Origin of the sequence: Actinomyces sp. Z16 (assembly GCF_003111765.1) — a bacterium.
GTDB lineage: Bacteria > Actinomycetota > Actinomycetes > Actinomycetales > Actinomycetaceae > Actinomyces > Actinomyces glycerinitolerans.
The window spans coordinates 3632978-3654986 of sequence record NZ_CP027862.1 but is presented as its reverse complement, the minus strand read 5'-3'; the positions used below and the strand labels follow the sequence as shown (position 1 = coordinate 3654986).

Sequence of the window (22009 nt, the reverse complement as noted above, 5' to 3'; positions counted from 1 at the left end):
CTTGCCCGCAGCCTACGAAGGCGCACTTCAGGACCTCGTCGACCAGTTCGGCGAACTGCCCGGCATCGGCCCCAAATCCGCCCAGCGGCTCGCCTTCCACATCCTGTCCGCGGACGCCGAGAGCGTCGAGCGGCTGGTGGAGGCACTGCGGGCCGTCAAGTCCCGCGTGCACTTCTGCGTCATCTGCGGAAACGTCGCCGAGGAGGAGCAGTGCGCCATTTGCCGTGACCCGCGCCGCGACCGGCGGGTCATCTGCGTGGTGGAGGAGCCCAAGGACGTGGTCGCCATCGAGCGCACCCGCGAATACCGGGGCCTCTACCACGTGCTCGGCGGTGCCATCGACCCGATCAACGGGGTCGGCCCGGACGACCTGCGCATCCGCGAGCTGTTCGCCCGGGTGGGGGACGGCTCTGTGGAGGAGGTCATCCTCGCCACCGACCCGGACGTGGTCGGCGAGGCGACCGCCGCCTACCTGACACGCATGCTGCGCACCATGGACGTGCCCGTCTCGCGGCTCGCCTCCGGCCTGCCCGTCGGCAGTGACCTGGAGTACGCGGACGAGGTCACCCTCGGGCGCGCCTTCGAGGGACGCCGCCGGATCGACGAGGAGAGCTGAGCGACGGCAGGCCTGAGCCGAGGCGCGGATTCGGCCGCAGCTCCCCCGGCTACCTCATCCGCAATCGCGAAGAGCCCCATTAATCTCAGCGCCGTGGTGCTGCCGGAGATGGCGGACGGCGATTGCCCGGCGATCGCGGTGCTTTCGGCCGTGCGAGTCACGCTCTCCGAGGACCTCGGTAAGCGAGAGGTGCGCCAGGACGACATCTCGGAGTGAACCGCCTGTTCCCGGCGCCGAGGCCGGATGACGGCGCGCGGGCACTAGGTGTCTCGCCGCCAGAGGGCGAGGGCATAGGCCGTGAGGCACAGACCCGCCCAGATGACCAGCGTGGCCGCGGCGACTGCGGGCGGCAGCGCGGTGACGTCGTAGCCGGGGGTTCCCAGCAGGCTGAGGGCGGCCTGATCGGGGAGGAGCCGCAGGACCTGGGGCCACTGCAGGATGCCGGTGCCGACCACGACGGGCACGGCGATCAGGATTCCGAGGGTCGCGATCGCGGAGCGCAGTAGCCCGGCCAGACCGAAGGCGATCGCCGACATCAGCAGGTAGACCGCGGCCCAGCGGGCGATGTCCAGCAGGGCCCCGCTGACGCCCAAGTCGGCGGGGATGTCGATGATGAGTCTGGCGGGTATGACCGCAATGGCCGTGGCGACGACGACGACGGCCAGCATGCCGGCGGTCTTGCCCGCCATTAGGGCTCGTCGATTCGGTACCGCCAGGAGCGTCATGCGGATCTGTTCGCCTCGATACTCGCCCGCTGCGGCGTAAACGGGAAGCGCAAGGAAGGCATAAACGGGGGCGAACATCACCATGCCGAAGGAGGAGACGGACACCGGTTCGATTTGGTCGGGCTGGGTGTAGAAACCGACGCCGGAGGCGGCGACGACGGCCAACGCCAGGTTCGCGCAGGTGGCGACCATAACCATGATGAGCATGTATGGGGAGGTCACCAGCTTGGTGACCTCACCGGCAACGACGTCGCGAAGGCGGATGGGGAGCGGTCGAGCTGCGCTCATCATGCGTCCCTCCTGAGTACGCCCGCCACAGCGGCGACGCAGGAGGCCACCGCCCAACCGAGCAGCACGGCCGCACCCCGGGCAGGGCTGCCGGTCAGTGGGACGGCGACGTCCCCTCCGGCCAGCACCAGGTTCCGTGCCGCGCTGAAGGGCATCAGCGCGTCGACGGCGGGGGAGACAAACGCGAGTACCTGCGTCATGGTCACCATGATCAGCAGCACCGTGACAATAACGCCGACGAGCGTCTTACGCGCTATCAGGGTGAGGGCGTAGATGAACACGGTGGCGGCAACCATGAACAGAAGGATGCGGGCGTCGGCCAGGGGCAGGCTCGGCGACCACACGCCGCCCGCAAGTGCATCGGAGTCACGGACCGCCAGGTGGAGCAACGCCTTGGCCGCACCGATCCAAATCACGCCGAGGGTCAATACCTGGAGCGCCACTGCAATGAGCTTTCCTGCCAGCAGGCGTCCGCGGTCAGGGACAGCGAGCACGCTCATGCCGAACTGGCCGGTACGGAACTCGGCGCCGGCGATCACCGCGCCGAGCAGAGGCGTCAGGATGGCGGGGTTGAAGATGTAGGCGACGTAATCGGTGAAGACAGACGCGTCGACGACGACCAAGAGACCGTCCACCTCGCTGGTTCCGTCGCCGCGTAGGTTCGCGACCAGCTCGTGGTTGAAGGTGAAGGACTGGAACTGGAACAGGAGGAGAACCGCGGTTAGGAGCAGCGTCATGATCCAGACGCTGGGCAAGGTGAGGGTCTTGGTGAGTTCCGAGCGGACGATGCTGAGCATGCGGTTCACCGGCCTTGTCCGGGGTCAGCGTCGGTGAGGGCGAAGAAGGCGTCCTCAAGTGAGGTGTGGCCCGCGGTGATCTCATCCAGGGTGCCGTCGGCGATGATCCGTCCCCGGTTGATGATGACAATGTCATCGACCGTTTGAGCGGTTTCCCCCATGAGATGACTGGACAGCAGCACGGTGTTTCCGGCGTCGGCGTAACGGCGCAGGAAGGCGCGGATGGTACGAATGCCCTCGGGGTCGAGGCCGTTCACCGGCTCGTCCAGCACCAGGAAGCGCGGCTCGCCCAGGAGAGCGGCGGCCAGTCCCAGGCGTTGGCGCATGCCGAGCGAGTACTTGCGTACTCGCGTTGTAGCGGCGTCGGCCAGCCCGACCTGTTCAAGTACCTCACCCACGCGGCGGGCGGGTATCCGGTTGGACTGGGCGATCCAGCGCAGGTGGTCGATGCCGCGGCGTTCAGGGACGGCGGAGGCGCCGTCGAGCATCGCACCGACCGTGCGCAGTGGCTGTTTCAGGGCCGTGTACGGGCGCCCGTCTATAAGCGCGGTGCCGGAGGTGGGGCGGTCCAGGCCGAGCAGGATGCGCAGCGTTGTGGACTTGCCGGCCCCATTCGGTCCGAGAAAGCCGGTCACCCGGCCGGGCTTCGCGGTGAAGCCGACCCGAGCGACTGCGGTCTTGCCCCCGTACTTCTTGGTCACGTTGACGATCTCAATCATGCGGTGAAACCCCTTCCGGGCGATTGCGGCGACTTCATGCCGCCGGTGCAACCGTTCCACCGAAGGGCTGGGTGCCGCGTCGTACGGATGTCGACATTTGCCGGCGCCGGTCCACCCTCGGGCGGGCGCGAAAGCAGGTGGGTCAGCGTGACTCGTACAGCAGCCCCGCCTGGTAGGCGAGCACGGCCAGCTGCGTGCGGTCGCTGACGTCCAGCTTCGTAAACAGCCGACTCAGGTAGGTGCGCACGGTGGGCAGGGCCAGGAAGAGCTCCTCCGCGATCTGCCGATTGGAACGTCCCTGGGCCACCAGGCGGATCACCTGGAGCTCCCGCCCGCTCAGGCGCACATCGGCGAATGGATGATGCGAGTGGGACGGCCGCCGCTCGAACTGTCCCATCAACCGTGCGGTCACCTCCGGGGCCAGGGACGCGTGCCCGGCATGCACGGCCCGCACCGCGCTGAGAACCTCGGAGGAGGAGGCGTTCTTCAGCAGGAAGCCCGCCGCGCCCTGCTTGAGAGCGTCGGCCACGTACTCGTCCAGGTCAAAGGCCGTCAGCATGATGACTCGCGTGTCCGACTCACCTGTGCCGCGCAGCACGTCGATCCCGTTTCCACCGGGCATCTGCACATCTATGAGCGACACGTCCGGGCGCAGCGTGGTGATCTTCCGGATCGTCTCCGGGACGGTTTCCGCCTCGCCCACGACGCGGAATCCTTCGGCGGCGTCGAACAGGCGCCGATAGACGCGGCGGAAGTCGGCATCGTCGTCGGCGAGAAACACGGTAATGGAGGTGTTCATGGCGCCTCCCGCAACGGTATCCGCGCCAGCACCCGTGTGCCGCCGTGCGCCGGGGAAGAGACGGTCAGGGCGCCGCCGACCGACTCGACCCGCTCACGCATGCCCGCCAAGCCGGAGCCGGGAGCCTGGCGGGCGGATATGCCGGTGCCGTCGTCGTCGACGCGGACGGCGAGGGCTCCGCCGTCGATCCCGACGGCGACCGTGCAGGCCGATGCTCCGGAGTGCCGCACGACGTTGCTGAGCGCCTCCTGTACCACACGGGAGACGACCTCCTCGAGCTCCGGCGCAAGCGTCGGCAGGTCGAGCTCGGAGGTGACGTCGAGGCCGCTCACCCGCGCCGCCGTCACCAACTCCTGGAGTGACGGTGCAGTGGAGCGGGCCGGGTCATCGGCACGCAGGGTGCGCACCAGCTGCTGGACCTCCTCCAGGGCGGCGCGTGCGCGCTCCTCAATGTCCGTCAGGCTCACTCGCAGCTCGTCCTGTGTTGTGGAGGTGCTGCGGGCGACGTCGGCCTCCGCCCGAATGACGCTGAGCGCATGCCCGACGACGTCGTGAACCTCCCGGGCGATCGCCACTTGTTGTTGGGCGCGCAGCGCCTGGGCGCGTTGTCGGGCCGCCTCGCCCGCGGAAGCGAGCCTGCGGGACTCCGCGCAGCCGAGCAGCCAAGAGACGCCGACGGCAAGGCCGGAGGCCACGATGCGTTGTGTCATTGAATCCGCGGCCGGAGTGCCGAAGAGAGCCGCCAACAGAATCAGCACGATGACGGCCGCGAGGCGGAAGGCGCGCGTCCGGGAGCCGTACCTGACCGCCAGCGGGTACAGGCACCACGCCGCGGCGAGCATCGGATCGGTGGCCAGTCCCAGGCGCCAGCCGACCGCGGTGGTGATGAATGCGGCTGCCGTCGCGGCGAGGGGCAGGCGCCAGCGCAGCAGCATCGCCGCGGCGACAAGCGCTGCGAGCAGAACGCCGAGCGGCCAAGACGCCAGACGGTCGGGGGCGCCCGGTGCCGGGGCCCAGAACAGCCCGATCACGACGGCCGCCGCCCCCGCATCAACAACGAACGGGAGCGACGGCGTATGCCAGATCGTTCTCGCGTCCATGTCGCGCAACATACCGGTACTCACGGCGAGGGACATCCGGCCGAAATGCGCGGCCGCCACGTCCTTGCGTGTGACTCACGCCAGGCGGATGCCGCGGGGGAGCGGACCCGCCGGGACCCGCAGGCGGCGGGCCGCAACCCAGGCCCCGCCCGCGCCGAGCAACAACAGCAGCGCCGCGCTAGCGGGCCAGAACGCCACGTGTCCGGCGCCGGACTCGTCCCGCGAGCTCTCGTAGACGTCGTCGTCGCTGTCATCGGCCTGCTCGGCGCAGGGGTTATGGACCGTTGGTTCTGAGGACTGCGGGTCGCGCATCGTGTCGATTGCTCGGCCGAGCCCCTCCAGGAAGTTATCAGAGTTGTAGTGGCTCAGCGGCGCGCGGGTCGAAACATCTCCCAGTGCCACAAAGGGATTGGGAATGAGCAGCCACCAGATCCGCTCGGTGTGAGTGACCGTGTTGTGGTACCGGTAGGGGTCTTCGCGGCACACCAGCTGGTCATCCGTGGAGGCGTCATGGTCGATGCTGTAGGTGATCGATTCCTGCTGCTCCTGCACCATGGGAGCAACAAGCACGGTGGCCATGGGTGTGCCGACCGTCAGCGCCGCCACCACCAGGTAAGTCAGCACGGCGGATGCCGAGGTGCGCGCCGTCAACGCGGAGAAGCCCAGGCCGATCCCGCACACCGACCCCAGCGTCACCACCAGCAGCAGCATATGGCCCAGCAGCGCCGGCAGGTTCGCCCCGCCCACCGCCGCCAGTATCAGCAGGAATGGCAGCGCCACCGCCAGGAAGGCCATGGCCGCCAGCCACGCCGCCAACAGCTTCCCGACGGCGATCTCCCGGCTGCGCAGCGCCGTGGCCTGCAACAGCGCCAGGGTCGCGTCGGCGCGGTCCCCGTTGATGGAGGTGGCCGACAGCGTGGGTGCCACGATCAACCCGATCCCAAGCACGAAGCACAGCACCATGTCATACAGGACCGGTGCGAACTCCTCGCGCTCCGCGCCCGCGGAGACGGACAGTCCCGTCATACCCACGAACAGCACCACGAGCACCAGCGCCCACACCAGCAGCATTACCCACCAGCGGGTCGACCGCACTCGCTGCCGCAACTCCAGCACCATCACGGTGCGTATGCCCTGTCGGCTCATGCGCGCTCCTCCTCCATTGCGAGATACGCCGCCTCCAGCGCACCGGTCACCGGAGCGAAGGACACCACCTCGACTCCGTCCTCAACGGCCTGCCGCAGAATGCGTGCCGCCGCGGCGTCGTCGGCCACCTCCAAATGCACTGAACCGTCGGGGTCGACGACGGCGCCCGGCGGTGCCCCCGCCCGCGCCCACGCGGCCAGGCGCCCGGAGTCCAGGGCCCGCATCCGCCAGGTGGTGCGCAGCAGCGTGGGCCGCACCGGCACCGCGCCCCCGGCCGACGCCGCAGTCCCGGTCCCGGACTCCGCATCAGAAGCTCCTACATCCTGGCTAGAGGCCGTCGCGACGGCGTCGGCGGAGTTGGCGCCAGGCGGCACAACCGCGCGCCCACGGGACATGAAGATGACGCCGTCGACCATCTCCTCCAACTCGCCCAACACGTGGCTGGAGATCAGCACCGTCGCCCCCTGGTCGGCCAGGTCCCGCAGAATGCCGCGCAGATCGGCGCGTGAGCGGGGGTCCATGCCGGCCGCGGGCTCGTCGAGCAGCAGCACCTGCGGTGAATGAACGAGCGCTCGCGCCAGGCCGAGGCGCTGCTTCTGCCCACGCGACAGCACGCGCGCCGGGGTGCGTGCCATGTCTTCCAGATGCACGAGGGCGAGCATGTCGGCGGCGCGCTCGCGGGCGGTCACGTCGTCGAGTCCCTGGGCGGCGGCGAAGGTCAGCAGGATCTCCGTGCAGGTCAGCGAGTCCCAGGTGCCGAAGGCATCCGGCATCCAACCCACCGCCTTGTGCACCTGACGCGGCTGGGTGACCGGGTCTAGGCCCGCCACCTTGATCGTGCCCGTATCAGGGCGCAGCAGTGCCGCCAGCATGAGCAGCAGGGTGGTCTTGCCCGCCCCGTTGGGGCCCACCAGGCCGGTGATGGCGCCGGCGGGCGCGGACAGGCTCAGCCGCTGCACGGCCGGCGCTGACCCGAAGAAGCGTGTGACCTCGCTCGCCTCAATACTCATGGGGCTTAATGTAACGGTTACGTCATGTGGCGGCGAGCTCGTCGCCGGGCTCGACGCGTGGTTGTCGGCACCGCTCGGGAGATGGCAGGCCTTCCGCGCGTCGCCGGTAGGATTCAGTCATGGTTGACCAGCCGATCACACGCCTAGGCGTGACCAACTTCGGGCCCTTCGCGTCGGCCGACCTGACCTTCTCGCCTCAGATCAACGTCTTTGTCGGCACGAACAACACCGGCAAGTCCATGCTCCTCAAGCTGCTGTACGCCATGACGGCGGTGGCCTCGGAAAAGTCGAACCCGGCGCGCTCGAGCAATCCGGAGTGGTTGTTGGGTGGGTGGCATGGCGCCTTGCGGGGCAAACTTCCTGGAGTGTTCAAAACCGCGGAAGACTTGAGCCGTCTGGTGACTCATGGTGAGGTGCGCAGTCAAGCGGACTTCGAGTTAGGGGAGGGCTCGGCGTTGTCATACACCTATGATGAGAATAATAAGCCCTTTTTTAGGCCTAATTATATCCGTACCGCCAGTTTTTCGCGACCCCAGGCTTTTCCCGTCTTCATTCCCGCACATGAGATCCTCTCGGTCGCTCACGGTCTGCGCTCCCTCTTCGCCACCTACGAGCTCCCCTTTGATGAGACCTGGAACGACCTGGCGACGCTCCTTTACCGCCCCCGACTCAAGGACCGCTCCGACACGGAGATTGAGGACGTCATCGGCGACATCGTCGGCGGACGCTTCGAGGTCCGGGATGACCGTTTTGTCCTGCGCCGCGACAGTGAGGCTGATCCAGGTTTCCAGCTTGAGGCGCCGCTGGTCTCCGAGGGGCACCGCAAGCTCGGCATGATCCAGGTGCTCCTCGCCAACGGGGTTCTTAAAGATCAGGGGTACCTGTTCTGGGATGAGCCCGAGGCGAATCTCAACCCCGCTTCCATCCGGCTTCTCGCCCCGCTCATCGCCGGGCTCGCCCGCCGCGGTGTCCAGGTCTTCCTCGCCACGCACAGCCTCTTCCTCCTGCGCGAGCTCCAGATGCTCGACGAGGATGAGGACGCGGACATCCGCTACTTCGGGCTCGACCGCGCCAACGACGATCCGGTGACCGTGACGCAGGCCGATGACCTTGACGACCTGCCCGTCATCACTGCCCTCGACGCCGAGCTCGAGCAGTCCACCCGCTACCTCTATCGGTGACCCCTCATGGTGGAGTTAGCGGTCGACGGCGCCGTCTTCACTTTCCCGGACGGTTGGGAGGTAAGCAAGTACGACGAGTGGCCGTACTTCAGGGCCGCTCTCAGCAAGATCCAGGACCCCGCCGGCAAGGCGCTCCATGGCTGTGACGTCGTCGCTCTGGACGGTGACCACCTGTGGCTCATTGAGGCGAAGGACTACGCCTACCCGGAGGCGAGAGAGCCCAAGGACCTGGTCGCCGTCGTGGCCGAGAAGGTCATGGATACGCTCGCGGGCCTGCACGCCGGGACCCGCGACGAACACGCCAAGCGGGAGATATGCCGCAAGGCGGTGAGGGCTCGGACGCTGTATGTCGCGCTGCGCATCGACCTGCCCGGCGCACAGCCACACGCGGGGCGAGGTCGGCAAGCCGCCGCACAGCAGACGATGGCGAACTATCGGCAGAAGCTCCGCAGATCGCTCCGCCGCGTCGTCAACGGCAAGGTTCACGTCATCACAGGCCGGGAGGACCCATCGACTGTCGCGTGGACCGTGCGATGGAGCGAGGCAGGACGTCAGGATCACGGCAGTAGGCGTGCCTTCGAGGGACGCCGCCGCGTGGACGAGGAGGGCTGACCCAGGAGTCGGCCGGGCGTTGCACGACCTTGGTGTACGTTCCACGACCACCCCGGGGTCGTGAAACATGTACCAAGGTCGTGGAACGACGCCCGGGGTCGTGGAACGTGGCGGAGCGTCAACGCGGGCGCCGGCGCGGGCCGGAGGTCGCCGTCCGGATCCGCCCGCCCACGCCACCGGCCCCGCTCCCACCTGGCGGTCGCCGTAAGCCGCCGTAACACCCGGGCCGTATGCTTGGGCCAGACGCCACGCCGAGGACGCCGGGACGCCCCGCGCGGGCGCCCGCCGAATCGGTGTCGGCAACGACCAACCGGCAGCACAACGGCAGGAACCCCCACATGGCACTGGTAGTGCAGAAATACGGAGGCTCATCCGTCAGCGACGTCGAGGCGATCCGCCGCGTCGCCAAGCGCGTCGTCGCCACCCGCAAGGCGGGCAACACCGTGGTGGTGGTCGTCTCCGCCATGGGTGACACCACCGACGACCTGCTGGACATGGCCGACGCTATCTCCGCCAAGCCGCCCGCCCGCGAGATGGACATCCTCCTGTCCGCCGGCGAACGCATCTCCATGGCGCTGCTGGCCATGGCCATCGGCGAGTTGGGCGTGCCCGCGCGCGCCTACACCGGCGCCCAGGCCGGCGTGCTCACCGACTCCAAGTACGGGCGCGCCAGCATCGTCGGCGTCCTTCCCGAGCGCATTGCCCGCGCCATTCAGATGGGGGCGGTCGCCGTCGTCGCCGGCTTCCAGGGCATTAACGAGGTGGAGGACGTCACCACCCTGGGGCGCGGCGGCTCCGACACCACCGCCGTCGCCCTCGCAGCCGCCCTGAACGCGGACGTCTGCGAGATCTACACCGACGTCGACGGCCTGTTCACCGCCGACCCGCGCATCGTCCCCACCGCCCGCCGCATCGAGGCGCTCTCCAGCGAGGAGACCCTGGAGATGGCCGCCAACGGCGCCAAGATCCTGCACCTGCGCGCGGTGGAGTACGCCCGCCGCTTCGGCGTGCCCCTGCACGTGCGCTCCTCCTTCTCCGACAAGACCGGCACCTGGATCTACGACGGCCGCCGCGAGGGCGCCTTCATCCCGCCCCTCCTGCCCGGGGCCGACGACGACGCCCCCTCCGCCCCCACGCCCGCGCTCGCCTCCGGTGTCCCCGCCGATGCCTCGGCACCGCCCGCTTCGGTACCTGCCGCCTCGGTGCCCGGTCGCCCCACTCGGGCACCCGCCGTTGACGCCGTCACTGGGCGCGTCGTCGCACCCGATGGTGCCCTGCCGCCCGACGGCGCCTCCGTCGGTGCCGCCCACACCAAGGCCGTCAACGCCCGCGCCCAGGCCCGCCCGCACCCGTCCGCCCAGGAGGATCACGTGGAAGCCCCCGTCATTTCCGGTATCGCCCACGACCGCAGCCAGGACAAGATCACCCTGGTCGGCGTGCCCGACATCCCCGGCGCCGCCGCCCGCATCTTCGAGATCGTGGCCCGCGCCGACACCAACATCGACATGATCGTGCAGGACGTGTCCGCGGAGGGCACCGGCCTGACCAACATCTCCTTCACCTGCCCCGACGGGGACTCTGCGGCGGCCCGCGCCGCTCTGGAGGCCGCCCAGGACGAACTCGGCTTCAAATCCCTGCACTTCAACCCCAACATCGGCAAGCTCTCCCTGGTCGGCGCCGGCATGCGCTCCCACCCGGGCGTGTCCGCCAAGCTCTTCGGCGCCCTGAGCGATGCCGGGATCAACATTGACATGATTTCCACCTCCGAGATCCGCATCTCGGTGGTGGTGGACGACGCCGTACTCGACGAGGCCGTGCGCGCCGTCCACTCCGCATTCGGCCTCGACGCCGAGGCCGCCGAGGCGGTCGTCTACGGAGGTACCGGACGATGAGTAACCCCAGCAACCAGAACCGCCAGGCCGCTCAAGCGGGTGCGGGTGAGTACGTGGGTCCCGCGGGCCAGTATGTAGGCCCGGAGGACGGCATCGCCGTCGCCGTCGTCGGCGCCACCGGGCAGGTCGGCCGGGTCATGCTCACCATGCTCGCCCAGCGCGACTTCCCCGCCCGCAGCCTGCGCCTGTTCTCCTCCGCCCGTTCCGCCGGGAGCATGCTGGAGTTCCGGGGCGCCCGCATCGAGGTGGAGGACGTGGCCACCGCGGACCTGACCGGCATCGACGTGGCCATCTTCTCCGCCGGCGGGGCCGCTTCCCGCGAGTACGCGCCCCGCTTCGCCGTCGCCGGCGCCGTCGTGGTGGACAACTCCTCCGCCTGGCGCCGAGACCCCGACGTGCCGCTGGTGGTCGCCGAGGTCAACCCGGAGGCGCTGGCCGACCGCCCCAAGGGCATCATCGCCAACCCCAACTGCACCACCATGGCCATCATGCCGGCCCTGAAGGTGCTGCACGAGGAGGCCGGGCTCCGGCGCCTGGTCGCCTCCACCTATCAGGCCGTGTCCGGCTCCGGGCGCGCCGGGGTGGCGGAGCTGGCCGGGCAGGTGCGTGCCGCCGTCGAGCAGGGGCAGGACATCGAGGGCCTCGCCCTGGATGGGCGGGCCGTCAGCTTCCCCGAGCCGAACGTGTACGTGGACACCATCGCCTTCAACGCCGTCGCCTGGGCCGGGAACGACGCCGGCGACGGCTCCGGGGAGACCGACGAGGAGCAGAAGCTGCGCAACGAGTCCCGCAAGATCCTGGGGATCCCGGACCTGCGCGTATCCGGCACCTGCGTGCGCATCCCGGTGTTCACCGGGCACGGCGTGAGCGTGAGCGCCGAGTTCGAGCGCCCCCTCGCCCCCGAGCGGGCCATCGAGCTGCTGCGCGCGGCCCCCGGCGTCACCTACGACGACGTGCCCAGCCCGCTGAAGTCCGCCGGCCGCGACGGCACCTTCGTGGGTCGGGTGCGCGCCGACGGCGCCTGGGACGACGGCCACGGCATCGCGCTGTTCGCGGTGGGTGACAACCTGCGCAAGGGCGCCGCCCTCAACGCCGTCCAGCTCGCCGAACTCGTCGCCGTGGAACTGCGCCGAGGTCGGTAGATCTTACGTACTGAGGTCGGTTGAAGTGGCTGCGGCGTCCATTGTCGGGCGGCCTCCTGCCACTCACGCGGAAGCTGGTTCGGCTTCCGGCACCTCGCCGGCGTACAGGTACACCTCAACGTTCTCCGGCAGCCCGGGCACGTCCAGCCGCAGCTCCCGGGTTGCGGCGCGCGTCAGGGCCTGCCGCTCGCAGAACTCGTAGCCGCAAAGCGAGTCCGTGTACAGGAAGAAGTCCTTGCGGCCGTGGGCGCGCAGGTGCTCCATGAAACCGTCGTACAGCCGGGTGCCGATCCCGCGGCCCCGACAGGCGGGATGCACCGCGAGCAGAGTGATCTCGTCGGTGAGGGCGGCGCATCCGCCCATTAGCACGTCCTGCCGCAGTTCGGCGCGGCGGTAGTCGAAACCGAATGCCTGCGTGAGTGTGTCCCACTGCGGCATTCCCGCCGTCGCCAACCAGGCCATCCCGGCGAGCCTGTGGGCGTGAACGAGCGGTTGGGCCGGAAGCGGGGGCTCGTCCTCGACACGGCCCATGATCACGCCCATGACCCGCTCGGTGCCGGGTGCCTCGTCGCCGTCGCCCTGAGCGTGGTCGGTGGCGACGGCGACCTGCGCGTAGGTGGAGGCGAGCAGGCATTCGGACAGGAACACCTCCGCGGCGGAGCGCTCGAGGTACGGGCGAGGCGCATAACAGCGGATGTTGAAGGCGTCGAGGACAATCGCCATGACCCCCTCGGCGTCCCGGGGCTCGTAGGGGCGGTAGGTAGTGGTGGACATCGTGCCTCCTGGCATTGTCGGAACTAGCGTTCGTCGATGCGACGCTAGGTAGCCGGCCTGGGCGGCTCCGGGGAGGCGCCTTCGTGTTTCCGACGTCGCCGAGAAGGGCGAGGCGCTGGCGGTCTACGGCGCTGATCCGCCTGCCGGGCACATACTTGGGGCACGACGCGCAAGAGTGCGGCACCCCTCGGGGATACCCGCATGCGGCGTCGCCACCCAATTGCGTACCCGCACTGCCGCACCGTTGCGAGAGGATGATGTGGACGTGGTCGCCAAGGCGGACAGGCTCGAACGACTTTTGCGTGAACTCCATGCCGCCAGCCGCCCGGTGTCGGCCCGAGCGCTGGCGGCCATGCTGCAAGTCACCGACCGCTCGATCCGCTCCTACGTCAAGGAGCTGAACGAGGGCCAAGACGATGACCTCATCCGGTCCACACCCTCCGGCTACCAGCTGGACCGCCGCGTGTACCGGATAAGGCGCGAGCATGCCGCCGGCCGAACCACACACCGAAGTCTCGACCAGCGTGGCCGCCTGAACGAGCTGGCCCGTATTCTCCTCACGGCCTCCGAGGAGTGTGAGGTGTTTGAACTGGCCGATCGGCTCTGCGTGAGTCCATCGACGTTGGAGGCGGACCTTGGTCGCGTCCGCCTACTCCTGCGGGACCATGAACTGAGGCTGAGGCGGCACGGATCATACATTCGCATAGACGGACCGGAACAGCGGCGTCGACGACTCATCCGCCAAATACTGCTCTCTCCGGTCGATGACGAGTTGGAATCGGACCGGCACCGCACGCATCTGGCGCGGCGGCGTGAACTCACCCGCGGCGTCCGCTCCGTGCTCGCAGACAACGGCGTCGTCTTGAACGAGTACGTCCTGCTCAATCTGTGCACGCACCTGTACATCGCTCTCGAGGGATACCCCATCGACTACTCCGGACGCGCAGCATACGACGCCGACGTCTTGACCATTGCCCGCGCGGTCACCGACTGGGTGAGCCGGTGGTCCGAGCGTTCGCTGCCGGATTCGGAGACCGACTTCGTCGCCTCCTTCCTCGCGGTCTCCACTCACCGAAACGCCGACGGCGAGGGTCTGGATCCGGCGGTCCTCGACGTCGTCCGTGACTGCGTGCTGCGGCTCGACGACCACTTCCTGCTGCGGCTGTACGACGGCGACGAATCACTGGTCGGGCTGGCCATCCACGTGCAGGACATGCTGGCGCGATTGCGTGCCGGCCAGCGCATCGACCGTCCGTTCGGCGCCGACTTCCAACTGGGGCACCCACTGGTGCATGAACTGTCCGTCTACTTCTCTCACGCCGTGGAGACCGCGCTCGACGTCGAGATTCCCTGCTCCGAGACGGACTTTCTCGCCCTGCACCTCGGCTCCCGCCTCCAGCAGCTCATGGACGCCGAGCAGCAGGTGACGATCACACTCGTGGTGCCCCGATTCGGGTCCGTGGCCGACGACGCGGTGCGCAGGCTGAATGAAGGACTGCACGGGCTGGCCGTCGTCGAGCGCCTCGTCACCGAGATAGACCCGGAGGTCTCCCGCAGGCCCAGCGACGTCGTCGTCACCGCGGTTGACCTCGACGTCGACCCCTCCGTTCCGGTGGTACGCATCAGCCCGCTGTGCACCCGGAGTGAGGTCGACGCCGTGCGGCAGGCGGTCCTGGAGGAGCGGCAGCGGGCCCAGCGGCACCAGGTCTGGTCCGCGCTGGTCGCCTTCACCGACGAGCGCCTGTTCGTGCACACCGAGACCCGGCTCAACCGTGACGAGGCCCTGCGCACCTGCCACTCGCTGCTGGTCCGCCAGGCCGCCGTCGACGACCAGCACCTCGCGGATGTGCTCGATCGTGAGCGGCGCGCCTCGACGGCGTTCGGGGGGCGGTTCGCCATGCCGCACTCGTTGTACATGGACGCCGCCCGCACCGCTCTGGCCGTGCTGACGTGCACCCGGCCGATCCCGTGGGGGGACCATGAGATCAACCTCGTCATCATGATGGCCGTCAGCCACCGGGACCGCGCCGTCTTCCGGGATGTGCTCGACGAGTTGGTGCGCATTCTGTCCGACCCCGCGGGAGTCGACGCACTCATTGGCGCCGGGACAAGCTACAGCCGCCTAATGGAGGCACTGCGAGAACTGGTGATCGGCTGACGGTCGTGGTCAGGCCCGATCGGCGCGGGCGGTGATGCGGGCGGAGGCGGCTTCTCAATGGTTTTCCGGCCCCCGGAAGATTTCCTGGTGGAGCGCGGGTGCCAAGCTGCGCAGACTTGATCACGTCATGCTTCTAGGTCCAATGGAGGAACAATGGCAGACGACATCCGGGTTCTCCTCGTTTGCGGCACCGGCGCCAGCAGCGGGTTCATGGCGGCGAACATGCGCAAGGCAGTCGCGGCGCACGGCTACAACATCAAGGTGACCGCCCGCTCCGAGAGCGAGATCGAGAACTTCATCAACGAAACCGACGTCGTCATGATCGGACCACACCTGTCCTACGTGTTCGACGACATCGACTCATTCGTGGGGGACGCCGACGTCACGGCGATCCTCATGCGTCCGGAGTACTACTCCTCGCTCGACGGTGAGGCAGCGATTCAGCATCTGGTCGACGTGCTCAATGAGGACGCCTGATGGACGCCCTCATCCACTGGCTGGAGACCAGTTTCTCCCCGCGCATGGCCAAGGTGAACAACAACGTCTGGATCGTGTCCATCAAGGACGCGATCATGCAGGTGCTGCCGTTCATCCTCGTCGGCTCCGTGTTCGCCATGCTCGCGATCCTCAACGACTACTTCCCGTCACTGCCCAGCTTCTGGACGCCGTACGGCTGGACCATGGGCATGCTGTCCCTCCTGGTGAGCTTCCTCATCCCCTTCAACCTGATGGAGAAGCGCAACTTCCGCAAGCAGCGGCTAATTGCCGGGGGCTGCGGCACCATACTGTTCCTCATCATCATCACCCCGCAGGTGGTGCAGGACGGGGAACCGGGATTCGGCCACTCGGCCCTGGGAGCGGGCGGCATGTTCATCGCCATTCTGGCGGGCGTGGTAACCGGCGCCATCATGTCCCTGTTCGGCCGGTTCACCCTGTTCAAGGACGACTCCGTCATCCCCGAGTTCGTGCGGGCCTGGTTCGACGCGATGATCCCGGTTGCACTGGTGGTCACGCTCGGATGGGTGTGCGTGGACCTGCTGGGGCTGGACGTCTACAACGCGGTGCTGGCGGTGTTCCGCCCGCTCGCGGGCGTCATTGAATCGCCGTGGGGCTTCCCACTGATGTGCTTCATCTACTGCTTCCTGTACTCCATGGGCATCTCCACATGGGTGCTCACCCCCGTCACCACCCCGGTGCTCCTGGCCGCCATTCAGGCGAATATGGCCGGTACCGCGCAGAATCTGGTCACCTCCACGATGCTGTTCTCCACCTACCTCTGGTTCGGCGGAATCGGCAATACGATGGCGCTCGTAATCATGATGGCCCGTTCCAAGTCGACCCGGTTGAAGGCTCTGGGAAGGGCCTGCATTCCACCGATGATTGCCAACATCAATGAGCCGGTGGTATTCGGGGCGATCGCCTGGAATCCGGTGCTCATGATCCCCATGTGGCTGCAAGGCGTGATCCCGCCGATCATCATCTGGCTGTTCACCAAAAAGATCCACTTCGCGCCGATCCCGATGAACCAGTTCGAGCTCTGGTACACCCCCTACCCGTTGGCGACCTGGATCACGACTCGGTCCCTGACCGCCATGATTCTCATGCTCGCCGTCTTCGCCGTCTCCGCGGTCATCTGGTACCCGTTCTTCAAGGCTTACGAGCACCAGTCCCTATTGAAGGAGGCCGGCGCGGCGCAGGCCGGCGCCAGGAGAGACGAGGCGCCCACGCCGTCGTCGTCCCGCGTATCCCGGCCGGCCCCTAAGGCGCAGGCAACCCGCGTCACCAAGGCCGAGGAACCTTTACCTGCCACCGCCGCCGCGGAAACGGCGCACTCCGGCGTGCGGCGGGGTACCAGGAGACTGACCGTTACGAGCAGCAAACCCCGGCCCGAAGGAGACTGAGCCATGGATCAGAGCATCATCGACGCCTCCATGCACATACTCATCCACTCCGGCGATGCGCGCCGAGAAACCTACCGGGCCGTGGAGGCCATGGAACGCTCGGACTTCACCGAGGCCACCGCGCTTCTGGACGCCGCCGACGGGTGCATCCGCCAGGCCCACCAGGTCCACACCACGCTTATTCAACAGGAGGCCGATGGTGAGCAGCTCGCCTATGCCGCTCTGTTCTCCCATGCGCAAGACACCCTCATGACCGCCTATAGCGAATTGCGGCTGGTGCGCAGGATCCTTCCCGTATTCCGCTCCCAGGATGAGCGCATCCGCGCGCTGGAGACCGCACTGGAGACAAGGAATGAATGAAATGACTGGCAGTAAGACCGATGCGCTCGATGTACCCGCCGGCTTCCCCAAGGACTTCCTCTGGGGTGGCGCCATCGCCGCGAACCAGGCGGAGGGCGCCTGGCAGGAGGACGGCAAGGGCTGGTGCCTGGCCGACATCAACCTCTACCGGGGTGACCTGCCGCCCGAGAAACGCTCCAACAAGGAGATGACGACCGACCAGGTGCGTTTCCACATGCGCGATACCGCAGGCCGCTATCCCAAGCGCGACGGCATCGACTTCTATCACACCTACGCCGACGACCTGCAACTGCTGGCCGGCACGGGCATGAACGCCTTCCGCACCTCAATCAACTGGGCCCGAATCTTCCCCAACGGGGACGACGCCGAACCCAACGAGGAGGGGCTGGCCTTCTACGAGCGACTCATCGACGAGATCCGCGCCCAGGGTATGGAACCGGTCATCACCCTGTCTCACTACGAGATGCCGGTGAACCTGACCCTGTCCTACACCGGATGGTACAGCCGGGAGACCATCGACTTCTTCGTGCGTTACTGCGAGGCGGTGATGCGACGTCTGGCCGGGAAGGTGCGCTATTGGATCGTCGTCAACCAGATCAACCTGATCACCCACGAGTCCTTCAACCACCTGGGCGTTGCCGCGGACAAGGTGGACAACCTGGAGCAGGCCAAATACCAGGCCGTCCACAATGAAATGGTGGCGGCCGCCAAGGTCACCTCGCTCGGGCACGCAATCGACCCGGACTTCGAGTTCGGCGTCATGCTGTGCCACGGAAACGCCGACCCGGCGACCTGCAAGCCCGAGGACGTGCTGGCCGCGCTGCAGCAGAACCAGATGGAGTACTTCTTCTCCGACGTGGCCCTGCGCGGCGAATACCCCGGCTATGCCAAGCGGCGGTTGCGCGATCTGGGCATCTGCGTCGAATTCGGCCCGGGGGACGCCCAGGCCCTGCGCGACGGTGTAGCGGACTTCATGAGCTTCTCCTACTACTACACCCGGATCATTGACGCCGAGGCCTGGGCGGGTGGGGACACGGACGGCTTCGCCAACCCGCATCTGCAGGCCTCCGAATGGGGGTGGGCGATCAACCCGACCGGGCTCCGGGTGGCGCTGAATGACTATTGGGACCGCTACCAGAAACCGATCATGATCACCGAGAACGGGCTCGGCTCTAGGGATGTGCTGGAGGCCGATGGCACCGTGCACGATCCCTACCGCATCGACTACCTGCGCCGTCACCTGGAGGTCATGCGGGAGGCGATCGCGGACGGGGTGGATCTGCGCGGCTACTTCGCCTGGGGTCCGATCGACATCGTCTCCTGCTCGTCCTCGGAGATGTCCAAGCGATACGGGTTCATCTACGTTGACCTGGACGACCACGGCCGAGGAACCGGGCGGCGCATTCCCAAGGACTCCTACGCGTGGTACCGGCGGGTGATAGCGAGCAACGGGGAGGATCTCGGCTGAAATCCTCCTGCTCGGGCGGCGGGCGCGACTGGACGTGTGACCGGGCGCGCCCGCCACTTCCGCCGACCTCGGCGGATACTTCTACCGACTTCGGCACGTAACGGGCTCTTCCGGTTTGGGGATGTGGTGGTTCGCCGGCCGGGTGGGGTGGCGTGCCGAGACTGGCACACGTGACACGCCGAGACCGGCACTTGTGACATTCCGAGGTGATGGCGCCTTGATGTCCGCGGTGGATCTGGCGCGACGGTTCGTACACTGGCGCGACGGTTCGTACGTTGTGATCGACGATTCGTACCCTCTCGTGACGGTTCGGCACCCAGAGGTACGTACCGTCGTCGGAAGTGCCGAAGCGTGGGTGCCAAGTGCCGAACCGTCATGCGAAGTGACGAACCGTCACCCGGAGTGCACAGGCGAACACGCCAGATCCGCGCCTGCGCAGCGGCGCACGCGCGCCCAGGCGCGGCACCAGAAGCACTGAGAATCACCGGCAGGCGCCGCCAACGGCCACCGACCCAGTCCAATACCCGCATGATCCCAACGATTCCAACGAATCCTCCCCGCAAGCCAACACCGCCCGCCCGACAACACCTCCGGCCCGGCGAAAACGACCTCATCAACCCCAAACCCTCCCGAATGCGGAGGGCCTCGGGACGGCGGGGTCATATTCGGCAGACCCGGTACCCATCGACAACAACCACCACTCCGCAACCCCGACCCCAACCACCACACCCACAAACCGCAAGAGCCGCGTAACTTCCGCCGACCTCGGTGAGGGAGCGCACTCGGGTGGGATGGCCACGCCGGCGGAATACCTCATGGGCTAGGACGGTTGTCCCAGGCGCCGGCGGTGCGGGATGCGCCGCCGGGGGACGGCTGGACCGCAGTCGTCCGCACAGCCGCACGATCGCACGACCGCGTGCTCGGCGGACAACACCACCAGCCACCTGAGAACTCGGAAGGAAGCCTCATGGCCCCCAAAGACATCACCGGCGCAGAGTTCAACCAGACCGTACGCGGCGAGGGCATCACCCTCGTCGACTTCTGGGCCTCCTGGTGCGGCCCGTGCCGCCGCTTCGCGCCGGTATTCGAGAAGGCCGCGGAGAACAACCCGGACATCACCTTCGCCAAGGTCGACACCGACGCCGAACGTGATCTCGCCGGCGCCCTGGGCATCTCCTCGATCCCCACGCTGATGGTCTTCCGCGACGACGTGCTCGTCTACCGCGAGCCCGGCGCCCTGCCCGCGGCCGCGCTGGACTCCCTGATCACCCAGGTCCGCGAGCTGGACATGGACGAGATCAAGCGCAAGATCGCTGAGGAGGAGGCCGCCGCCCCTGCCGAGGCCTGACCGGCCCGCACCAAGCCCCTGGCAGCCGCCCGGGTGCGCGCTGCCTCCGGCGGATTGAAACCGCCTGGAATGCCGCTGTACAACCGCCCGACGACGTCGCCTCGAGCCGCGTCGTCGGGCGGTTTTTCAACGCTCTGGGCATTGCGGATCCGCTTAGGTTTCCTCACGAGCGATAAGCCCTACCGTTCGAACTATCGTGATTGTAAACTTCAAGCCATGAGCAAGCACCAAGTCAAGAACCCAGCCGTCATCCCCGCCTTCACCGCCTCCGAGTCCCTCGCCGCCGACCTGCAGCGCGCCCTGGTGGACATCACCGCGCTCAGCCTCGTCGGCAAGCAGGTCCACTGGAACCTGGTCGGTCCCAACTTCCGCGACCTGCACCTGAACCTGGACGAGGTTGTCGACATCGCCCGCGAGGGCTCCGACGAGCTCGCCGAGCGCATGCGCGCCATCAACGCCTTCCCCGACGGCCGCCCCGGCACCGTCGCCTCGCAGACCACCGTCCCGGAGGCGCCCGAGGGAGCCGTCATCACCGCCGACGCCGTGGACTACATCGTGTCCGCCATCAACGCCGTGGTCACCACCCTGCGTGACATCCACGACGCCGTCGACGAGGCCGACCCCTCCTCCTCCGGCATCCTGGAGGACTACACCCAGCGCCTGGAGCAGCAGAGCTGGTTCCTGTCCGCTCAGAACTACTCCGCCAACTGATCCGGGCTGCGGCGCGAGCCACCGCCAATCGCGCGGCGCCGCGCCTAACCTGAGCGCATGCCGCACGCCCCCACCGCCGACGTCGCCCGCCTGCAACGCCTCACCCGGCACTTCGCCACCGAGGCCGTCCAGGCCGGCGACGTCGCCGCATTCCCGCCGCCCGCCGCCCTCGCCGAGCTCCCGCCCGTGGAGCTGCGGCGGCTGCTGGACGGGCTGCTCACCATCCGCCCGCCCCGCGAGATCCCCGACGACGACGTCCGGGAGGACCTGGACGAGATGCTCGCCGCCGAGGCCGCCCAGCGCGTGCACGACGCCGGTGCCCCCGACGCCCTGAGCCTGCCCACCCTGGCCGCCACTCACGGGGTGACCGGCAGGCTCGGCGAGCACGTCGCCCTGTGGCGCGGCGACCTGACCACCCTGCGCGCCGGCGCGATCGTCAACGCCGCCAACGCGCAGATGCTGGGCTGCTTCGTCCCCGGGCACACCTGCATCGACAACGTGATCCACGCCGTCGCCGGGCCCTGCCTGCGCGCCGAATGCGCCGCCTACATGGACGCCCGCGACGGCCGCCCGGAGGAGACCGGCCGCGCGCTGCTCACCGCCGGCTACCACCTGCCCGCCGCGCACGTGGTTCACACCGTCGGCCCGATCGTCGACGGCGGCCACCCCACCGACGCCGACCGCGCCCTGCTGGCCTCCAGCTACCGGAGCGTGTTGGACGCGGTGGACGACGCCGGCCTGGACTCCGTGGGCCTGTGCTCGGTGTCCACCGGTGTCTTCGGCTACCCCAAGGACGAGGCCGCACCGCTGGTGCTCGACACCCTCGATGACTGGCTGCGCGGCCACCCCGAATCCGAGTTGCGGATCGTCATCTGCGCCTTCGCCGACGTCGACGTCGCCGCCTACGAGGCCGCGCTCGCCGGCCGGGGCGGGAGCGGGGCTCAGCACTCGTAGGGGCCGGGCATGAGCACCCAGGCGGTTACGTAGACGACCCACATCGGGCCCGGCAGCACCGCCAGGGCCAGCGTTGCCAGCCGCACCAGCGTGGGGCTCACGCCCCAGTACTCGGCCAGTCCGCCGCACACGCCCGCCACCATGCGCCGGTAGGACCGCCGCGGCAGCCGTGCGCGCCACGACTCGGTGCGCTGAGAGAAGTACGGTTCGTGGCCGTAGGGATCGGTCGGACGCTGCTGTGTCATGTTGTCAGCCTGCCCGCCCCGGAACGATTCCGGTATCCGGGACCATCCCGATGCCACCCTGGT

At 68.1% G+C, this 22009-nt stretch carries 23 protein-coding genes; 14 read left to right on the top strand and 9 right to left on the bottom strand.

Translation table 11 applies throughout. The features are described from left to right. The first annotated feature begins 1 nt into the window (after position 1). Both recR and C3B71_RS16745 read left to right on the top strand, forming a co-directional pair. Positions 2 to 616 (top strand): recombination mediator RecR, encoded by a 615-nt coding sequence (gene recR / locus C3B71_RS15235; protein WP_108969225.1) that lies wholly within the window; start codon positions 2 to 4, stop codon positions 614 to 616. 93 nt (positions 617 to 709) lie between these two features. Then, positions 710 to 832 carry a hypothetical protein gene (locus tag C3B71_RS16745; RefSeq protein WP_258522928.1) on the top strand — a complete coding sequence of 41 codons (123 nt, stop codon included), beginning with the start codon at positions 710 to 712 and terminating at the stop codon, positions 830 to 832. A 44-nt stretch (positions 833 to 876) separates the two neighbouring features. Here C3B71_RS16745 and C3B71_RS15230 read toward each other — a convergent pair whose 3' ends face one another. The 7 genes from C3B71_RS15230 to C3B71_RS15200 all read right to left on the bottom strand — a co-directional run bounded on the left by C3B71_RS15230 (position 877) and on the right by C3B71_RS15200 (position 7200). After that, positions 877 to 1632 (bottom strand): ABC transporter, encoded by a 756-nt coding sequence (locus C3B71_RS15230; protein WP_108969223.1) that lies wholly within the window; start codon positions 1630 to 1632, stop codon positions 877 to 879. Then, a complete protein-coding gene (locus tag C3B71_RS15225) occupies positions 1629 to 2426 on the bottom strand; it encodes an ABC transporter permease (RefSeq protein WP_108969220.1) in 798 nt (265 codons plus the stop codon). The genes C3B71_RS15230 and C3B71_RS15225 overlap by 4 nt, the downstream gene beginning before the upstream one ends. A 5-nt stretch (positions 2427 to 2431) precedes the next feature. Beyond that, positions 2432 to 3145, bottom strand: a complete 714-nt coding sequence (locus C3B71_RS15220) for an ABC transporter ATP-binding protein (protein WP_073333806.1) — start codon at positions 3143 to 3145, stop codon at positions 2432 to 2434. A gap of 142 nt (positions 3146 to 3287) precedes the next feature. Next, positions 3288 to 3944, bottom strand: a complete 657-nt coding sequence (locus tag C3B71_RS15215; protein ID WP_073333808.1) for a response regulator — start codon at positions 3942 to 3944, stop codon at positions 3288 to 3290. Further along, positions 3941 to 5044 carry a sensor histidine kinase gene (locus C3B71_RS15210; RefSeq protein WP_108970010.1) on the bottom strand — a complete coding sequence of 368 codons (1104 nt, stop codon included), beginning with the start codon at positions 5042 to 5044 and terminating at the stop codon, positions 3941 to 3943. The genes C3B71_RS15215 and C3B71_RS15210 overlap by 4 nt, the downstream gene beginning before the upstream one ends. Positions 5045 to 5119: 75 nt before the next feature. After that, entirely contained in the window at positions 5120 to 6190 is a 1071-nt protein-coding gene (locus tag C3B71_RS15205) for an ABC transporter permease (RefSeq protein ID WP_108969218.1), read from the bottom strand. Beyond that, positions 6187 to 7200 (bottom strand): ABC transporter ATP-binding protein, encoded by a 1014-nt coding sequence (locus C3B71_RS15200; protein ID WP_108969215.1) that lies wholly within the window; start codon positions 7198 to 7200, stop codon positions 6187 to 6189. Before C3B71_RS15200 ends, C3B71_RS15205 begins: the two co-directional genes overlap by 4 nt. 119 nt (positions 7201 to 7319) lie before the next feature. Here C3B71_RS15200 and C3B71_RS15195 point away from each other — a divergent pair, with 119 nt between their 5' ends. The 4 genes from C3B71_RS15195 (at position 7320) to C3B71_RS15180 (ending at position 12027) form a co-directional block, all read left to right on the top strand. Then, positions 7320 to 8381: an AAA family ATPase gene (locus C3B71_RS15195; RefSeq protein WP_108969213.1), complete on the top strand. Its 1062-nt coding sequence runs from the start codon at positions 7320 to 7322 to the stop codon at positions 8379 to 8381. 6 nt (positions 8382 to 8387) lie between these two features. Beyond that, complete coding sequence (locus C3B71_RS15190; RefSeq protein ID WP_108969211.1) at positions 8388 to 8993, top strand: hypothetical protein; 606 nt, start codon at positions 8388 to 8390, stop codon at positions 8991 to 8993. Between the two features lie 338 nt (positions 8994 to 9331). After that, positions 9332 to 10885: an aspartate kinase gene (locus C3B71_RS15185; RefSeq protein WP_108969209.1), complete on the top strand. Its 1554-nt coding sequence runs from the start codon at positions 9332 to 9334 to the stop codon at positions 10883 to 10885. Continuing rightward, positions 10882 to 12027 carry an aspartate-semialdehyde dehydrogenase gene (locus tag C3B71_RS15180; RefSeq protein ID WP_108969206.1) on the top strand — a complete coding sequence of 382 codons (1146 nt, stop codon included), beginning with the start codon at positions 10882 to 10884 and terminating at the stop codon, positions 12025 to 12027. Before C3B71_RS15185 ends, C3B71_RS15180 begins: the two co-directional genes overlap by 4 nt. Before the next feature lie 63 nt (positions 12028 to 12090). On the opposite strand, the gene C3B71_RS15175 is transcribed toward C3B71_RS15180, so the two are convergent. Beyond that, positions 12091 to 12801: a GNAT family N-acetyltransferase gene (locus C3B71_RS15175; RefSeq protein WP_108969204.1), complete on the bottom strand. Its 711-nt coding sequence runs from the start codon at positions 12799 to 12801 to the stop codon at positions 12091 to 12093. A gap of 265 nt (positions 12802 to 13066) precedes the next feature. On the opposite strand from C3B71_RS15175, the gene C3B71_RS15170 reads away from it, so the two are divergent. From C3B71_RS15170 to C3B71_RS15135, 8 genes are all read left to right on the top strand, one after another. Next, the gene (locus C3B71_RS15170; protein WP_146752366.1) at positions 13067 to 14959 is read left to right on the top strand and encodes a BglG family transcription antiterminator; all 1893 of its coding nucleotides are present in this window, start codon (positions 13067 to 13069) and stop codon (positions 14957 to 14959) included. A gap of 153 nt (positions 14960 to 15112) precedes the next feature. Beyond that, complete coding sequence (locus C3B71_RS15165; protein ID WP_073333829.1) at positions 15113 to 15436, top strand: PTS sugar transporter subunit IIB; 324 nt, start codon at positions 15113 to 15115, stop codon at positions 15434 to 15436. Beyond that, complete coding sequence (locus C3B71_RS15160) at positions 15436 to 16860, top strand: PTS sugar transporter subunit IIC (RefSeq protein ID WP_108969198.1); 1425 nt, start codon at positions 15436 to 15438, stop codon at positions 16858 to 16860. Before C3B71_RS15165 ends, C3B71_RS15160 begins: the two co-directional genes overlap by 1 nt. 3 nt (positions 16861 to 16863) lie before the next feature. Then, on the top strand, positions 16864 to 17220 hold the full coding sequence (locus C3B71_RS15155; protein ID WP_108969196.1) for a PTS lactose/cellobiose transporter subunit IIA: 357 nt from the start codon (positions 16864 to 16866) through the stop codon (positions 17218 to 17220). A gap of 1 nt (position 17221) precedes the next feature. Continuing rightward, positions 17222 to 18688: a glycoside hydrolase family 1 protein gene (locus C3B71_RS15150; RefSeq protein ID WP_108969193.1), complete on the top strand. Its 1467-nt coding sequence runs from the start codon at positions 17222 to 17224 to the stop codon at positions 18686 to 18688. A 967-nt stretch (positions 18689 to 19655) separates the two neighbouring features. After that, positions 19656 to 20036 carry a thioredoxin gene (gene trxA, locus C3B71_RS15145; protein WP_073333840.1) on the top strand — a complete coding sequence of 127 codons (381 nt, stop codon included), beginning with the start codon at positions 19656 to 19658 and terminating at the stop codon, positions 20034 to 20036. A gap of 216 nt (positions 20037 to 20252) precedes the next feature. Next, positions 20253 to 20747 (top strand): Dps family protein, encoded by a 495-nt coding sequence (locus C3B71_RS15140; RefSeq protein WP_073333842.1) that lies wholly within the window; start codon positions 20253 to 20255, stop codon positions 20745 to 20747. A gap of 57 nt (positions 20748 to 20804) precedes the next feature. Beyond that, entirely contained in the window at positions 20805 to 21701 is an 897-nt protein-coding gene (locus C3B71_RS15135; RefSeq protein WP_108969190.1) for a macro domain-containing protein, read from the top strand. Here C3B71_RS15135 and C3B71_RS15130 read toward each other — a convergent pair. Continuing rightward, positions 21689 to 21946 carry a PspC domain-containing protein gene (locus C3B71_RS15130; RefSeq protein WP_108969188.1) on the bottom strand — a complete coding sequence of 86 codons (258 nt, stop codon included), beginning with the start codon at positions 21944 to 21946 and terminating at the stop codon, positions 21689 to 21691. The two genes, C3B71_RS15135 and C3B71_RS15130, sit on opposite strands and share 13 nt — an antisense overlap. Positions 21947 to 22009: the final 63 nt, after the last annotated feature.

Bases quoted from the DNA above. Each gene is read 5' to 3' on its own strand.
- C3B71_RS15230 (WP_108969223.1), bottom strand. From the start codon at position 1,632: ATGATGAGCGCAGCTCGACCGCTCCCCATCCGCCTTCGCGACGTCGTT.
- C3B71_RS15225 (WP_108969220.1), bottom strand. From the start codon at position 2,426: ATGCTCAGCATCGTCCGCTCGGAACTCACCAAGACCCTCACCTTGCCC.
- C3B71_RS15220 (WP_073333806.1), bottom strand. From the start codon at position 3,145: ATGATTGAGATCGTCAACGTGACCAAGAAGTACGGGGGCAAGACCGCA.
- C3B71_RS15215 (WP_073333808.1), bottom strand. From the start codon at position 3,944: ATGAACACCTCCATTACCGTGTTTCTCGCCGACGACGATGCCGACTTC.
- C3B71_RS15210 (WP_108970010.1), bottom strand. From the start codon at position 5,044: ATGGACGCGAGAACGATCTGGCATACGCCGTCGCTCCCGTTCGTTGTT.
- C3B71_RS15205 (WP_108969218.1), bottom strand. From the start codon at position 6,190: ATGAGCCGACAGGGCATACGCACCGTGATGGTGCTGGAGTTGCGGCAG.
- C3B71_RS15200 (WP_108969215.1), bottom strand. From the start codon at position 7,200: ATGAGTATTGAGGCGAGCGAGGTCACACGCTTCTTCGGGTCAGCGCCG.
- C3B71_RS15195 (WP_108969213.1), top strand. From the start codon at position 7,320: ATGGTTGACCAGCCGATCACACGCCTAGGCGTGACCAACTTCGGGCCC.
- C3B71_RS15190 (WP_108969211.1), top strand. From the start codon at position 8,388: ATGGTGGAGTTAGCGGTCGACGGCGCCGTCTTCACTTTCCCGGACGGT.
- C3B71_RS15185 (WP_108969209.1), top strand. From the start codon at position 9,332: ATGGCACTGGTAGTGCAGAAATACGGAGGCTCATCCGTCAGCGACGTC.
- C3B71_RS15180 (WP_108969206.1), top strand. From the start codon at position 10,882: ATGAGTAACCCCAGCAACCAGAACCGCCAGGCCGCTCAAGCGGGTGCG.
- C3B71_RS15175 (WP_108969204.1), bottom strand. From the start codon at position 12,801: ATGTCCACCACTACCTACCGCCCCTACGAGCCCCGGGACGCCGAGGGG.
- C3B71_RS15165 (WP_073333829.1), top strand. From the start codon at position 15,113: ATGGCAGACGACATCCGGGTTCTCCTCGTTTGCGGCACCGGCGCCAGC.
- C3B71_RS15160 (WP_108969198.1), top strand. From the start codon at position 15,436: ATGGACGCCCTCATCCACTGGCTGGAGACCAGTTTCTCCCCGCGCATG.
- C3B71_RS15155 (WP_108969196.1), top strand. From the start codon at position 16,864: ATGGATCAGAGCATCATCGACGCCTCCATGCACATACTCATCCACTCC.
- C3B71_RS15150 (WP_108969193.1), top strand. From the start codon at position 17,222: ATGACTGGCAGTAAGACCGATGCGCTCGATGTACCCGCCGGCTTCCCC.
- trxA (WP_073333840.1), top strand. From the start codon at position 19,656: ATGGCCCCCAAAGACATCACCGGCGCAGAGTTCAACCAGACCGTACGC.
- C3B71_RS15140 (WP_073333842.1), top strand. From the start codon at position 20,253: ATGAGCAAGCACCAAGTCAAGAACCCAGCCGTCATCCCCGCCTTCACC.
- C3B71_RS15135 (WP_108969190.1), top strand. From the start codon at position 20,805: ATGCCGCACGCCCCCACCGCCGACGTCGCCCGCCTGCAACGCCTCACC.
- C3B71_RS15130 (WP_108969188.1), bottom strand. From the start codon at position 21,946: ATGACACAGCAGCGTCCGACCGATCCCTACGGCCACGAACCGTACTTC.